Here is a 14,419-nt window from a genome sequence, read left to right as displayed (position 1 = left end):
GGCGTTCCTCATTCCCCCCGCAACGCCGCCCCCGCTGCCAGCGGCGCCAGCGGCGCGGCCAGGGCCAGCAGCGCGGCCAGCAGCAGAAGATAGGGCCGGGCGGAGATGCCACCGGCCGCGGCCTCGATGGCGGCGGCGCCGAAGATCACGGCGGGGATGGACAAGGGCAGCACCAGCAGCGGCAGCAGCACCCCGCCGCGCCGCGCCCCCAGCGTCAGCGCCGCGCCGGCCGTGCCGAACAGGGACAGCACGCCGGTGGCCAACCCCAGCGCCAGCATCGCCACGCCCCAGGCCTCCACCGGCAGGTTCAGCATGGCAGCTGCCACGGGCGTCGCCACCAGCAGCGGCAGGCCGGTGACCAGCCAATGGCCCAGCGCCTTGGCCGCCGCGAGCAGGGAGGGCGGCAGGCCGGAGACCAGGAGCTGGTCGAGCGAGCCATCCTCCGCCTCCGCCCCGAACAGCCGGTCCAGCGGCAGCAGCGCCGCCAGCAGCCCGGCCGCCAGCAGCGCGCCGGGGGCGATGCGAGCGAGGATTTCGGGGGACGGCCCGATGCCGAAGGGGAACAGGGCGCAGACCAGCACGAAGAACATGACCGCCGCCAGGCTGTCTGCCGGATGCCGCAGCGCCAGCCGCAATTCGCGGCCCAGAACGGCGTTGAAGCCTTTCACAGGAAGGCTCCGGGACAGGGCAAGACACTATCAAAGCCATCCCCCCCCGCAGGGGGGATAGGGCAACAAAGCCCGCCACTCACAGCACCAGCTCCCGCGCGCCCGGCAGCGGCAGCGGCAGGTGGGTGGCGGCCAGGACCGCGCCGCCGGCCGCGCGATGAGCTTCCAGCAGCGCGCCGAGGCGTTCGACGGAGGCCGCGTCCAGCCCCACGGTCGGCTCGTCCAGCAGCCAGATCGGCACCGGCGCCAGCGCCAGCCGCGCCAGGGCGAGCCGTCGCTTCTGGCCGGAGGACAGCATCCGCGCCGGCAATTCGGCCAGTTCCTCCAGCCCTACCGCCGCCAGCGCCGACCCCACCTCCCCACCCCAGAGCCGCGCATAGAAGGCCAGATTCTCGGCCGCGGTCAGGGAGGGTTTCAGCGCATCCTGGTGGCTGAGGTAGCGCAGCCGCGCGGCATGGGCGACGCGATCGGCCAGCGCATCCTGCCCCTGCCATAGAAGAAGGCCCTCCGCCGGCGGGATCAGCCCGGCCAGCAGCCGCAGCAGGCTGGACTTGCCCGCGCCATTGGCGCCGAGCAGCAGCAGCGCCCCGCCGGGTTCCAGGGTGAAGGACAGGCCGGCGAAGATCGCGCGGTCGCCACGCCAGCAGGCCAGATCCCGCGCTTCCAGCACCCCTCCCCCTTCCCCGCACCCAGGCTGACGGCCCGGCACACGAAAACAACCCCTGCACAGGTTTGCAGGGTCCAATCCGGCATGCGTCGGACACAACGCGCGCACAAGCCCGCGCATAGGCGACGCAAGCGGATGGACCGCCCGTCATCCCTGTGGTTTAAGCCGCAAGCTGCGGTCGCGAAAGCGGCACGGCGGAACCGCGCCAGGCTTGGCGGAGGCGCCCCGCTTCCGGGGTGGCACCCAACCGGCGCCACGCGAACGGGGACCCCGGACCATGCGGATGATCGGGCAGGACAGCCTGAAGACCCGCCGTACCCTTAAGGTGGACGGCAAGGACTATCACTATTTCAGCCTGCCCGAGGCTGCTGCTGCCATCGGCGACCCGAGCAGGCTGCCGGTCAGCCTGAAGGTGCTGCTGGAGAATGTGCTGCGCTTCGAGGATGGCCGCAGCTACACCGTGGACGACGCCAAGGCCGTCGTCGCCTGGCTGGAGAAGGGCTCCTCCACCAAGGAAGTGCCGTTCCGCCCGGCCCGCATCCTGCTGCAGGACTTCACGGGCGTTCCGGCCGTGGTCGACCTCGCCGCGATGCGCGATGCGCTGTCCAACCTGGGCGGCGATCCGAAGAAGGTGAACCCGCTGGTGCCGGTCGATCTGGTGATCGACCACTCGGTGATGGTGGACTTCTCCGGCACCGCGAATGCGCTGCAGAAGAACGTGGACGTCGAGTTCGAGCGCAACGGCGAACGCTATGAGTTCCTGCGCTGGGGCCAGTCCGCCTTCGCGAATTTCCGCGTCGTGCCGCCCGGTACCGGCATCTGCCACCAGGTGAACCTGGAATATCTGGCCCAGGTCGCCTGGACCAGCCAGGACGGCCCAGACACCTATGTGTTCCCGGATAGCTGCTACGGCACGGACAGCCACACCACCATGGTGAACGGCCTGGGCGTGCTCGGCTGGGGCGTTGGCGGGATCGAGGCCGAGGCCGCGATGCTCGGCCAGCCCATCGCCATGCTGATCCCCGACGTCATCGGCTTCCGCCTCGTCGGCAAGGTGCGCGAAGGCGTCACCGCCACCGACATGGTGCTGACCGTGACGCAGATGCTCCGCAAGAAGGGCGTCGTCGGCAAGTTCGTCGAATTCTACGGCCCGGGCCTGGAGGACATGGCGCTCGCCGACCGTGCCACCATCGGCAACATGGCCCCGGAATACGGCGCGACCTGCGGCTTCTTCCCGGTCGACCAGACCACCATCGACTATCTGCGCCTGTCCGGCCGCGACGAGCACCGCATCAAGCTGACCGAGGCCTATGCCAAGGCGCAGGGCCTGTGGCGCGATGCCTCCACGCCCGACCCGGTCTTCACGGACACGATGGAACTCGACCTCTCGACGGTCGAGCCCTCCATGGCCGGCCCGAAGCGCCCGCAGGACCGCGTGCCGCTGACCCAGGTCTCCACCAGCTTCGCCAAGGATCTGGCGGCCGGCACCATGGGCGTGCCCGGCGACAAGGCCGATCTGCGCGTGCCGGTCTCGGGCAAGAACTACGACCTGGGCCATGGCGACGTGGTGATTGCCGCCATCACCTCCTGCACCAACACCTCCAACCCCTATGTCATGGTCGCCGCCGGTCTGGTGGCGCGCAAGGCGCGGGCGCTGGGGCTGAAGCCGAAGGCCTGGGTGAAGACCTCGCTGGCGCCTGGGTCCCAGGTCGTCACCGAATATCTGGACAAGGCCGGCCTGTCGCAGGACCTGGACGCGCTCGGCTTCCAGACCGTCGGCTATGGCTGCACCACCTGCATCGGCAATTCCGGCCCGCTGGAAGACCCGATCCTGGAAGCCATCGAGGACAACAAGCTGGTCGTCTCCAGCGTCCTCTCCGGCAACCGGAATTTTGAGGGCCGCGTCCACGCCAACGTCCGCGCCAACTACCTGGCCTCCCCGCCGCTGGTGGTCGCCTATGCGCTGGCCGGCACGGTGAAGCTGAACATCACCACGGACCCGATCGGCACCGGCAGCAACGGCCAGCCGGTCTATCTGAAGGACATCTGGCCGACGCAGAAGGAGGTGAACGACACCGTCCATTCCGCCGTCTCCCGCGAGATGTTCATGCAGCGCTATGGCGACGTGTTCAAAGGCCCGGCGCAGTGGCAGGCCATCCGCGTTGACACGGACAGCGACACCTATCGCTGGAATGGCGGTTCCACCTACGTCCAGAACCCGCCCTACTTCACCGGCATGACGATGGAGATCCCGCCGATCCCGCCGATCACCGGGGCGCGCATCCTGGCGGAGCTGGCCGACAGCATCACCACCGACCACATCTCCCCGGCCGGTGCCATCAAGAAGACCTCCCCGGCCGGCGACTACCTGCTGGAACACCAGGTGCGGCAGCACGACTTCAACAGCTACGGCGCCCGCCGCGGCAACCATGAAGTCATGATGCGCGGCACCTTCGCCAATACCCGCATCCGCAATGAGCTGGTGCCGGGCATCGAAGGCGGCATGACCAAGCACCACCCCTCGGGCGAGGTGCTGCCGATCTACGACGCGGCGATGAAGTACAAGGCCGAGGGCGTGCCGCTGGTGATCTTCGGCGGCAAGGAATACGGCACCGGCTCCTCCCGCGACTGGGCGGCCAAGGGCACCTTCCTGCTCGGCGTGAAGGCCGTCATCACCGAGAGCTTCGAGCGCATCCACCGCTCCAACCTGGTCGGCATGGGCGTGCTGCCGCTCACCTTCCAGAATGGCGAGGACCGCAAGACCCTCGGCATCACCGGCGCCGAGATCATCGACCTGGAAGGGCTGGAGGATCTGAAGGCCCGCATGCAGGTCGGCATGGTCATCCACCGCCCCGACGGCACCACCCACCGCACGACGCTGCTCTGCCGCGTCGATACGGCGGATGAGGTCGAGTACTACAAGAACGGCGGCATCCTGAACTACGTGTTGCGCGGGATGGCCAAGGCCGCCTGAGCTCCACAAAAGCCCTCCCCCTGATGGGGGAGAGGTTTGGGTGAGGGGGACACCTCTCCGCCTTCAGTGAACGGGCGCGGTCCGCGAGGGCCGCGCCCTTTTCGCATCCCTTGCCCGGGCACGATGGCGTGATCCCGGCGCCCGAACCGCAGCGTCATGCAGACACCTCTGGTGTCATCACACAGTGCCGGCGAACCTTTCGCCAGCCAAACCGTTGCGGGTCACATGCGCATCGCTGTCGTCATCAACTCCGCCTCCGGCACTGCTCTTGGCCGCGAGGAAATCGAGGCCGAGGTCACGCGGCATCTCACGGCCGCGGGCCTGGATGCCGTGATGGTGCCCGACCATGCGGACGGGCTGCTCGCCCGGCTCGACGCCGCCGTCGCCATGGGCGCGGATGCCGTGGTGGTGGGCGGCGGCGACGGCTCCATCATGGCGGCCGCCGAACGGCTGATGGGCAAGGACACGGCGCTCGGCATCCTGCCGCTCGGCACCATGAACATGCTGGCCAAGGATCTCGGCATTCCGCTGGAACTGGATGCCGCGGCCATCGCGCTGTCGCATGGCCATATCCGCGCGATCGATGTGGCCGATGTGAACGGCCATGTCTTCCTGTGCTCCTCCGTCATCGGCTCCCCCTCCTGGCTCGGCCGGCACCGGGAACGCGGGCGCGGCAAGCGCGGCTGGCGGCCGCGCCTCCGCTTCGCCCTCGCCGCGCTGCGCTCCGAATGGCGGCACCGGCCGATGCGGCTGTCGGTGGCGCTGGAGGGGGGGCGGATCGTCCGGCTCTGGACCCGCGCGCTGGCGGTGGCCAACAATCGCTATGCGGAGGGATTCGGGCTGATGATGGCCCGGCCGCGCCTCGATGCCGGGGAACTCGCGCTGTATGTGGCGCGGCGCTACGGCGCCTGGTGGTGGGTCAAGCTGATGGCCGGGATGTTCCTGGGCAGCTGGCGCGGATCCCGCCTGGTGCAGGAACGCACGGCCAGCCAGGTGACCATCGGCACCCCCCGCACCGCGCTCCGGGTGATGAATGACGGGGAGGCGATTCTGCTCACCCCGCCCCTGGTCTATCGCATCCATCCTGGCGCTCTGCGCGTGCTGGTGCCGCCGCCCGGGGAGGCCGAGGGCGAGATCGCCGAAACCGCGCCCGCGGCCTGAGAGATGACCCGACGTATCGCGCATCTCTCCGACCTGCATTTCGGCGCGCATGACCCGGAGGTGGTGGCCAGCTTCGCGCAGGAAATGGCGGAATGGCGGCCCGACCTTCTGGCCGTGTCGGGCGACCTGACCCAGGGTGCGCGGCACAGCGAGTTCATCGCCGCCATGGAATTCCTGCGCGGCCTGCGGATTCCCTTCCTGGCGGTGCCGGGCAATCACGACCTGTCGCCCTACAACCTGCTGGAACGCTTCACCGACCCCTATCGCCGCTGGCGCTTCCATGTCGGGCCGCAGACGGAGCCGGTCTTCACCGATGCGGAGGTGGCTCTGGTCGGCATGAACACCGCCCGCCGCGCCGGCTTCTATCTGAACTGGGCCCATGGGCGTGTGTCCCGCAGCCGGCTGGCGGCGGCGGAGGCGCATCTGATGGCCCTTCCGCCCGGCCCCTTCCGCATCATCGTGGCGCACCACCCCTTCCAGGCGCCGCTGCTGAAGCCTGGTGCGAAGCTGGTGGGCAATGCGGAGCCGGCGCTGGCCGCCTTCGCCCGGCTGAATGTGGGGCTGGTGCTGACCGGGCATCTGCATCTGGGGGACGTGCGGCCGGTCAGGGACGGCGGGCTGGTGCTCGCCCAGGCGGGCAGCGCCACCTCCTATCGCCTGCGCGGCACGCCCAACGCCTATAACCGCATCGAGGTGGAGGAGGGCCGGGCGAAGGTCACGCCGCGGGTCTGGTACGGGGACGGCTGGCGGGATCTTTAGGGTTCAGAGTGGTCCCGAGAGCCAGGCTGGCCGGCACGGCCAACGCGCAAAGCGCCGCCATGGCCCAGAAGCCGGAACCGCCCGCCCAGGCGTAAAGCGGGCCGCAAACCAAGGCGAGCAGCCCCATCCACAGCCCGACACCGAGCGCCGCATGCAGCGTCTGCGCCGTGCCGGCCTCCGCCGGCGGCACCATGCGGGACAGCACCGCCATGGTCGCCAGGTGCTGCATGCCGAAGGTGGCGGCGTGCAGCATCTGCGCCGGCACCAGCAGCCAGGGATCGACCGTCAGCGCCGTCACCCCCCAGCGCAGCACGCCGGCGCCGGCGGCCCCCAGCGACAGGCCGAGCGGCCCGAGTCGCGCGACAAGCCCGCGCCCCCAGAGGAACAGCGCGACCTCCGCCAGCACCCCCACGGCCCAGAGCCCGCCGATCAGCCCGGCGCCGAGCCCCGCCGCCTGCCAGTGCAGCGTGCCAAAGCCGTAATATAGCGCATGGCTGCCCTGGATCAGGGCGGAAACCAGCATCAGCCGCCGAACCGCCGGAATCCGTAGCGGCGCCAGGAAACCCACCCAGCCGCGCGCCACGCCCCGCGCCGCGCGGGGTGGTGATGCGGGCAGAACCAGGCCGGCCAGCGCGGTGGCGACCAGCCCCGCCAGCATCAGCCACACCGCCGCGCCGATCCCGGCCCAGGCCACTGCCTGCCCCACCGCGACCGCCGCCAGCATGAAGGCGATGCTGCCCGCCGCCCGCACCCGCGCATAATCGAAGCCCGGCTCGCGACGCGACGCAGCGATCGCCAGCGCATCGGTCAGCGGCACCACGGGCGCGAAGGCGGCGCTGTGCAGGCCCATCGCCAGCAACAGCAGCAGCAACCCCGCCGGCAGCAGGAAGCCGCAGGCGGCCAGCGCCGCGATGCCGGCGCCGGCGACCAGCACCGCCCGCGCATCGCCCAACGCATCCGCTACCCGCCCGCCCGCCGGCCCGGCCAGCAGCCGCACGGCGGAGCCCACCGCCAGCAGCACCCCCACCTCCTGTGGCGAGAGGCCCTTGGCGGCCAGCACCGCCGGCAGGAAGGGCAGCGTGACGCCGACCACCACGAACTGGGCGCTGTAGAGCAGAACGAAGCGAAGGGCGGGTGTCACCCTCGCAAGCTGACCCGGCCCGGCGACGGCGCCAAGGCCCCTTGCGGGGCTGAATCCGGCTCAGCCGGCCTGGCTGGACTCGAAGGCACGGCCCGTGCCGGCCGCTTCCGCCTCGAGCCCCTGGGTGGAGGGGTCGGCCCCGGCATGGCGGGCCTGCACCTGCCGCGCCATGTCCCGCGCCTGCCGCGCCAGATCCTCCCGCAGCCGCACCGCGCTGCTGGCCAGGCCTGGCTCCAGGGCGCGGGCCGAGGCCTCCGCGGCGATGCGCCCGATATGGTCAGCCTCATCGATCCGCTCGGTTGCGGGCGCCGCGCGGTCCTGCTGGCCCTCCGCCATGTCGCAGGCCGCCACGCGATCCGCGCGAAAGGTGGCACGCAGCCGCTGGTCCAGCAGCAGGGCGGTGATTCCGACGCAGAGCGTCGCCCCGGCCAGCGTCATGGCCAGCAGGGTCAGCGCCAGCACCGCCGGATTCGCCGCAGGCTCGTCCGTGGTGGGGCGGGGCGGCGCCTCGTGCCCAAAGCCGGTGAAATCCGCCAGCCCGGCGCGCAGCGGGCCGAGATCGATGCGGCCTTCCGGCGCCACCAGCCGCTGCCAGATGGTCAGGTCGCGATCCAGCACCACCAGCGCCCGGTTCATCCCGCCCAGCGTCGCCGGTTCCGGCGCCCGGGGGGCGAGGAGTGACAGCGCCTGCGCCGCGCCCGGCGGTTCCGGCGCCGGATCGGCGCCGGGCAGCACCAGCGCCACGGCAAGGCACAGACCCACCAATGCGCCGAGGCCGATCAGCCAGGCCAGGCGACCCTCGGCAGCCTCGGGGGTTGGGGGGGTGTCGGAGCCGGCCTCTGATGTCAGGGCGCGCCGAAATGTTGCGGACATCCTGGGCCTCCTGCCCGAATGTGACCCGGGGGGAAGGGCCACCGAAGGCAAGCTGACTCAGGGAGATTGACACTTCGTTGCCACGGCGATGACAGGTCGCGGCGGGCGCCGCTGTTGCCAAGGGCGCCATGCCGTGCCACGCAACCGCTGCCCCCACGGACCATGCCGAATACCAATATGTCCGACCATCACATGTCCCACGGCCAGATGTTTGCCCCGCGCGTTCGCGCGGTGCTTGGCCCGACCAATACCGGCAAGACGCATCTGGCGATTACCCGCCTGCTGGCGCATGCCTCCGGCATCATCGGCTTCCCGCTGCGCCTTCTGGCGCGCGAGAATTACGACCGCATGGTCGCCGCCAAGGGGGAGAAGTACGTCGCGCTGATCACCGGGGAGGAGAAGATCGTCCCCCCCGAGGCGCGCTGGTTCGCCTGCACCGTGGAAGCGATGCCGCTCGACCGCCGCGCCGAATTCGTGGCGGTGGACGAGATCCAGCTCTGCGCCGATGCCGATCGCGGCCATATTTTCACGGATCGCCTTCTGCATGCCCGCGGCATGGTCGAGACGATGTTTCTGGGGGCTGAGACGATCCGGCCGCTGCTGCAGCGGCTCGTGCCGCAGGCGGAGATCGAGACGCGTCCCCGGCTTTCGCAGCTGACCCATTCGGGGCCGGCCAAGCTGACAAAATTGCCGCCGCGCAGCGCCGTGGTCGCCTTCAGCGCGGCCGAGGTCTATGCGATTGCGGAGGCCATCCGTCGCCGCCGTGGCGGTTGCGCCGTGGTGATGGGGCGGATGTCGCCCCGCACGCGCAATGCGCAGGTGGCGCTGTATCAGAACCGCGAAGTGGATTTCCTGGTCGCGACCGATGCCATCGGCATGGGCCTGAACATGGATGTCGACCACATCGCCTTCGCCGATCTCCAGAAATTCGATGGCCACCAGATCCGCCCGCTGAATGCGCAGGAGGCCGCCCAGATCGCCGGTCGCGCCGGCCGCGGCATGCGCGACGGCACTTTCGGCACCACCGCCGAATGCCCGGCCTTGCCGGACGAGCTGGCCCGCCAGATCGAGGGCCATGTCTTCGAGCCGCTGGCCCAGATCGCCTGGCGCAATTCGGATCTGGATTTCGCCAGCATCGACGGGCTGCTCGACAGCCTCGCCACCTCCCCGCCCACCCCTGGCCTCGCCAAGGGCAATGACGCGGTCGACCACATCACGCTCAACGCCCTGTCCCGCGAATCGGAAATCCGCGAGCTGGGCAAGGGCCGCGCCCGCGTGCGGCTGCTGTGGGAAGCCTGCCAGGTGCCGGACTTCCGCAAGATCGCGGATGACAGCCACACCCGGCTCTGCGCCAAGATCTTCGGGCATCTGGCGACCGAGGGCCGGCTGCCGAGCGACTGGGTCGCCGGCAATATCGCGGCACTGGGCAATATCGAGGGCGACCTCGACACATTGATGGCGCGCCTCGCCAATATCCGGATCTGGTCCTACATCGCCGCCCGCGCCGACTGGATCGCCGATGCCGCGACCCAGCAGGCCGAGGCCCGCAAGGCGGAGGAAGCCGTTTCCGACGCGCTGCACGAACGTCTGATCGCCCGCTTCGTCGACCGCCGCGCCGCCCATCTGATCCGCAGGCTCGATGACACGGAGGAGACGCTGCTCTCCGCCGTGACGCGCCAGGGCGATGTGGTGGTGGAAGGCCATACGGTCGGCAAGGTCACCGGCTTCCACTTCCAGCCTGACCCGGATGCGACGAAGGAGGAGGAGCGCCGCCTGGTGCTGCGCGCCGCCCGCCGCGCCTTGCGGGAGGAGATTCCCCGCCGCCTCGCCGCCCTGGAGACGGCGAAGGACGAGGCCTTCACCCTGTCGCCGCAGCATCGCGTGATCTGGGACACGGCCGAGATCGCCCGGCTGCGCCCAGGGCCCGAGCCGCTGAAGCCGCATGTGGACGTCATCGCCACCGAATTCCTGGACAACGCCCAGCGCGAGCGGGTTCGGGTCCGCCTCGCCACCTGGATCGACAGCCTGGTGAAGCGGGACCTCGGCGGGCTGGAGGCGATCGAGGCCAAGGCGGCGGAAGACAATACGCTGCGCGGCCCCGCCTTCCGCCTGCGCGAAGCCATGGGCCTCGCCCCCGGCGCGACAGACCGGGAAATTCCGGCGGAGCTGCGGGCGCGGCTGAAGGGCATCGGCATCCGTGCCGGGCGCTACGCCATGTATCTGCCGGACGTGCTGAAGCCGCGCGCCATGGCGCTGCGCGCCCAGCTCTGGGCGCTGCGCCGGAACATCCCGACCCCGCTGCTGCCCAATCCCGGCCTGGTCTCCGTCACCCTGCCCGAGACGCCGGCGGAGGCCCCCGCCGATCCCAACACGCCGCGCGGGCCGGAGGGCTGGCCCCAAGGCTTCGCCCAGATCGCTGGCTGGCTGCCGGCCGGCCGGGTTCTGCTGCGGCTGGATGTCGCGGAGCGGATCGCCGGCGAGCTGGGCTATCTGACCCGCCGCGCCGCCGCGCCCCTGCCGGAGGGCCTCGCCTCCCGCCTCGGGGTGAAGGGCGATACGCTGTCCATGGCGCTGGAGGCCATGGGCTTCCGCCTCATGCCCTCCCCGCCGCTGGAGGAGGGGCAGTTCGGCCCACCCGTGCCGCCGCGCATCAGCCTGGTGCGGCAGGACCGGCCCATGGGGCCGCGCGGGCCGCGCCGCGATGCTCGTGGGGAGTCGCGTGGTGACCAGCCACGGGGTGACCAGCCGAGGGGCGAACGGCGCCCCGATCAGCGTCCCGATCGCGGACCCCGCCCGGCCGATGCCGGCCCGCGGCCGATCTACTTTGGACCGCCGATCCCGCCCGAACTTCGGCCGAAGCGCGAGGATGGCCCGCGCCGCGACCGCGGCAGGCCGCCGCAGCGCCGTGACGCCGCCACGCCCGTGGAAGCCGGCGCCGAGGCCCCGCGCCAGGACCGTCCCCGCTTCGACGGCCCGCGCCGCCCGCGGCCGGATCGCCCGGCCGGTGACCGGCCCCAGGGCGATCGTCCGCCTCAGGCGGATCGTCCCCAGGGTGATCGGCCCCAGGCTGACCGCCCCTACGCGGACCGGGGACCCCGCCCGCAGGGTGATCGTCCGCAAGGCGATCGGCCGCGTCCCGAAGGTCCGCGCCCCGAGGGTCCACGCCAGGACCGCCGCGGCGGCGACCGCTTCCCCCGCCCTGATCGCGACCGCGACCGGGGCGGCGACCGTCAGCCGCGCGAATGGTCCTCCGGCCCCAAGCCGGATTCGCCCTTCGCGGTGCTGGCCCAGTTGAAGCTGCGCAAGGACTGAGCCGTGGCGGCTGAGCCGGCCTTTCAGCGGCTCGACCTCTGGCTCTGGTGCGCGCGCATCGCCAAGACCCGCCCTGAATGCGCGCGCCAGGTCGAGGCCGGGCGCGTGCGGGTCAACAGCCAGCGCACCGACAAGCCGCATTACAAGCTGCGGCCCGGCGATGTGCTCACCCTGACCATGGCCGGCCAGGTCCGCATCTGGCGGGTGCTGGCGCTCGCCGAGCGCCGTGGCCCGGCCAGCGAGGCGCGCGGCCTGTATGAGGACCTCTCCGACCCCTCGCCTGAGTGACGTTCCGCGCCCCGCCGCGCGCGATGATGCACCGCAACCGCTTGCCTTGCGCCGGAGGCTGGGCCATGTGGGGCAGGCCGCGGCCCCGAACTGGCGCGGTGGTGGAGCCGCCGCTGGGCGCGGCCCCGCATCCCCACCGGAGGCGCAGTTGACCTACGTCGTCACCGAGAACTGCATCAAGTGCAAGTACATGGATTGCGTGGAAGTCTGTCCTGTGGACTGCTTCTATGTGGGCGAAAATATGCTCGTCATCCATCCCGATGAGTGCATCGACTGCGGCGTCTGCGAACCGGAATGCCCCGCCGAGGCCATCCTGCCCGACAGCGACGACAAGGCAACACCCTGGGTGGAGCTGAACCGCACCTATGCCGCCGAATGGCCGAACATCACCCGCAAGGGGGAAGCGCCCGCGGATGCGGATGAATGGAAGGACAAGCCCGGCAAGAAGGCGCTGTTCGACCCCGCACCCGGCAAGGCCTGACCGCCACCCAAGACCTGGCCGCGACCGATCTGCCCTGAATCCCGGCCCGATTCGGGCCGGGGGGTGGCAATTCGCCCTGGTTTGTATTACATAATCAATGGGATCGGGAAGAAGCGGCGCCATGCTGCCGGCCTTGCCGCCCATCGGGTCCATGACATGCCCAAGCCTGACCTTCCTCGGCCGACCGGCATCGGGGCGGGGTTCAGGCACGGGATGCAAAATCGGGTGGCCATATGAAGCAAACCGCCCAGGCGAAAACCGGCGAGACCAAGTCCGGCCCGGAGGCCGAGGCCTCCCCGGAGATCAAGGCCGCCAAGCCTGAGAAGAAGGTCGGGACCGCGCCACTGCCGGCGCGCCAGGATTCGCCCCCGCCGCCCCATCGCCCGCCCGGCCGCCCCGGCTCCAACTCCGCCAATGCGCCGCGCCCGTCGATCTTCCCGCCCCGTGGCGGCCCCCGCCCGCTGCCGCAGGATGACGAGGACGGCGCAAGCCCGCCGCCCCCGCCCCGCCCCAAGGGCCCGCCGCCGGAATTCAAGCCGGGTGACCATGTCGTCTACCCGACCCATGGCGTCGGCCAGGTGCAGGGCATTGAGGACATGCCCGTCGCCGGCATGTCCCTGAAGGTGATCATCGTCACCTTCGAGGAAAACCGCATGACCCTGCGGGTGCCGGTGAACAAGGCCGCCTCCTCCGGCCTGCGCAAGCTGGCGACCGGCGAGCAGATGAACGAGGCGCTGGAAGTGCTGCGCGGCCGTGCCCGCATCAAGCGCACCATGTGGTCCCGCCGCGCCCAGGAATATGAGGCCAAGATCAACTCCGGCGACCCGATCGCCATCGCCGAGGTGGTGCGCGACCTGCACCGCAACGCCGGCCAGCCGGACCAGTCCTTCTCCGAACGGCAGATCTACGAACAGGCGCTCGACCGCCTGGCCGCCGAACTCGCCGCCATCGACCGCACCGACAAGGCCGCGGCCCAGGACAAGCTGCTGACCTTCCTGAAAGCAGCCTGATCCTGCCCTCAAACGCCGGGCGCGCGCTGGGCTTCGCCGCATAGGCGGCGGGCCGCCTTCGCCGCCTCGGGCAAAGCCGCCACTTCCGCCTCCCGCCGCGCCGTGTCATCTGACACGGCGCGCCAACCGCAGAGGCAACGTCCCCCCATGGCAACCGAGACCGCCCACCGCCTGACGCCCCATCTCAGGCGCCTGGAGGCGGAGGCCATCGGCATCCTGCGCGAAACGGCGGCCAGCTTCCGCAACCCCGTCCTGCTCTACTCCATCGGCAAGGACAGCTCGGTCGTCCTGCAACTGGCGATGAAGGCCTTCGCCCCCGGCAAGCCCCCCTTCCGCCTGCTGCACATCGCCACTGGCTGGGACTTCCGGGCGATGCTCGATTTCCGCGACCGCCGCATGGCCGAACTCGGGCTGGAATGCATCGTCCACACCAACCCCGACGGCCTGGCCCGCGGCATCGGCCCGATCAGCCACGGCTCTCAGCTGCATATGAACGTGATGGGGACGGAGGCGCTGAAACAGGCGCTCGACGCCCATGGCTTCGACGCCGCCATCGGCGGTGCCCGGCGCGACGAGGAAAAGGCCCGCGCCAAGGAACGGGTGTTTTCCTTCCGCGCCCCCGGCCATGTCTGGGACCCACGCGGCCAACGCCCGGAACTCTGGGGCCTCTACAACACCCGCATCAACCCGGGCGAGGGCATGCGCGTTTTCCCGCTGTCCAACTGGACCGAGTTCGACGTCTGGGACTACATCGCGGCGGAATCCATCCCCGTCGTTCCGCTCTACTACGCCGCCCCGCGCCCCATGCTCCGCCGCAACGGCGCGCTCATCATGCGCGACGACGACCGCATGCCGCTGGAACCCGGCGAGACGGTGGAAACCCTCTGGGTGCGCTTCCGCACCATGGGCGACTGGCCCCTGACCGGCGCCCATGAAAGCCGTGCCGAGACCATCGACCAGGTCCTCACCGAAATCCGCGAAAGCCGCCACAGCGAACGCCAGGGCCGCCTGATCGACAACGACCAGGAAGCCTCCATGGAACGCAAAAAGCGCGAAGGGTATTTTTAGGACGCTGCCGCTGCCTT

11 protein-coding genes and 1 pseudogene are annotated in these 14,419 nt (G+C 70.7%); 8 read left to right on the top strand and 4 right to left on the bottom strand.

Features of this window, described 5'->3' with window-relative positions; all coding sequences use genetic code 11:
- Window positions 1-8: 8 nt before the first annotated feature.
- A complete protein-coding gene (ccmB, locus tag ACVFYP_RS14280) occupies window positions 9-668 on the bottom strand; it encodes a heme exporter protein CcmB (RefSeq protein WP_499200854.1) in 660 nt (219 codons plus the stop codon).
- Window positions 669-747: 79 nt separating this feature from the next.
- Window positions 748-1,338 (bottom strand): heme ABC exporter ATP-binding protein CcmA, encoded by a 591-nt coding sequence (ccmA, locus tag ACVFYP_RS14275; protein WP_499200853.1) that lies wholly within the window; start codon window positions 1,336-1,338, stop codon window positions 748-750.
- Between the two features lie 274 nt (window positions 1,339-1,612).
- On the opposite strand from ccmA, the gene acnA reads away from it, so the two are divergent.
- The 3 genes from acnA to ACVFYP_RS14260 all read left to right on the top strand — a co-directional run bounded on the left by acnA (window position 1,613) and on the right by ACVFYP_RS14260 (window position 6,229).
- A complete protein-coding gene (acnA, locus tag ACVFYP_RS14270; RefSeq protein ID WP_499200852.1) occupies window positions 1,613-4,309 on the top strand; it encodes an aconitate hydratase AcnA in 2,697 nt (898 codons plus the stop codon).
- Window positions 4,310-4,534: 225 nt separating this feature from the next.
- Window positions 4,535-5,470: a diacylglycerol/lipid kinase family protein gene (locus tag ACVFYP_RS14265; RefSeq protein ID WP_499200851.1), complete on the top strand. Its 936-nt coding sequence runs from the start codon at window positions 4,535-4,537 to the stop codon at window positions 5,468-5,470.
- 3 nt (window positions 5,471-5,473) lie between these two features.
- Window positions 5,474-6,229 (top strand): metallophosphoesterase family protein, encoded by a 756-nt coding sequence (locus tag ACVFYP_RS14260; protein ID WP_499200850.1) that lies wholly within the window; start codon window positions 5,474-5,476, stop codon window positions 6,227-6,229.
- Here ACVFYP_RS14260 and ACVFYP_RS14255 read toward each other — a convergent pair.
- Window positions 6,186-7,370, bottom strand: a complete 1,185-nt coding sequence (locus ACVFYP_RS14255) for an MFS transporter (RefSeq protein ID WP_499200849.1) — start codon at window positions 7,368-7,370, stop codon at window positions 6,186-6,188. The genes ACVFYP_RS14260 and ACVFYP_RS14255 overlap by 44 nt on opposite strands.
- 60 nt (window positions 7,371-7,430) lie before the next feature.
- A complete protein-coding gene (locus ACVFYP_RS14250) occupies window positions 7,431-8,243 on the bottom strand; it encodes a hypothetical protein (RefSeq protein ID WP_499200848.1) in 813 nt (270 codons plus the stop codon).
- A gap of 162 nt (window positions 8,244-8,405) precedes the next feature.
- Between ACVFYP_RS14250 and ACVFYP_RS14245 the strand changes: the two are divergent.
- From ACVFYP_RS14245 to cysD, 5 genes and pseudogenes are all read left to right on the top strand, one after another.
- A pseudogene (locus ACVFYP_RS14245) lies at window positions 8,406-10,886 on the top strand (helicase-related protein); the annotation flags it as partial.
- 672 nt (window positions 10,887-11,558) lie between these two features.
- Window positions 11,559-11,843, top strand: coding sequence for an RNA-binding S4 domain-containing protein (locus tag ACVFYP_RS14240; RefSeq protein WP_499200847.1), 285 nt, complete (start codon window positions 11,559-11,561; stop codon window positions 11,841-11,843).
- Window positions 11,844-11,991: 148 nt separating this feature from the next.
- Window positions 11,992-12,324 carry a ferredoxin FdxA gene (gene fdxA / locus ACVFYP_RS14235; protein ID WP_499200846.1) on the top strand — a complete coding sequence of 111 codons (333 nt, stop codon included), beginning with the start codon at window positions 11,992-11,994 and terminating at the stop codon, window positions 12,322-12,324.
- A gap of 233 nt (window positions 12,325-12,557) precedes the next feature.
- Window positions 12,558-13,334, top strand: a complete 777-nt coding sequence (locus ACVFYP_RS14230; protein ID WP_499200845.1) for a CarD family transcriptional regulator — start codon at window positions 12,558-12,560, stop codon at window positions 13,332-13,334.
- Between the two features lie 147 nt (window positions 13,335-13,481).
- On the top strand, window positions 13,482-14,402 hold the full coding sequence (gene cysD / locus ACVFYP_RS14225) for a sulfate adenylyltransferase subunit CysD (protein ID WP_499200844.1): 921 nt from the start codon (window positions 13,482-13,484) through the stop codon (window positions 14,400-14,402).
- Window positions 14,403-14,419: the final 17 nt, after the last annotated feature.

It is taken from the genome of Roseomonas sp. F4 (genome assembly GCF_053891155.1).
This window is presented reverse-complemented; position numbering and strand designations above follow the sequence as displayed.

What these genes read in the sequence shown, in the direction of transcription:
- ACVFYP_RS14260 (WP_499200850.1), top strand. Translation starts at nt 5,474, where the DNA reads ATGACCCGACGTATCGCGCATCTCTCCGACCTGCATTTCGGCGCGCAT.
- acnA (WP_499200852.1), top strand. Translation starts at nt 1,613, where the DNA reads ATGCGGATGATCGGGCAGGACAGCCTGAAGACCCGCCGTACCCTTAAG.
- cysD (WP_499200844.1), top strand. Translation starts at nt 13,482, where the DNA reads ATGGCAACCGAGACCGCCCACCGCCTGACGCCCCATCTCAGGCGCCTG.
- ACVFYP_RS14230 (WP_499200845.1), top strand. Translation starts at nt 12,558, where the DNA reads ATGAAGCAAACCGCCCAGGCGAAAACCGGCGAGACCAAGTCCGGCCCG.
- ACVFYP_RS14265 (WP_499200851.1), top strand. Translation starts at nt 4,535, where the DNA reads ATGCGCATCGCTGTCGTCATCAACTCCGCCTCCGGCACTGCTCTTGGC.
- ACVFYP_RS14250 (WP_499200848.1), bottom strand. Translation starts at nt 8,243, where the DNA reads ATGTCCGCAACATTTCGGCGCGCCCTGACATCAGAGGCCGGCTCCGAC.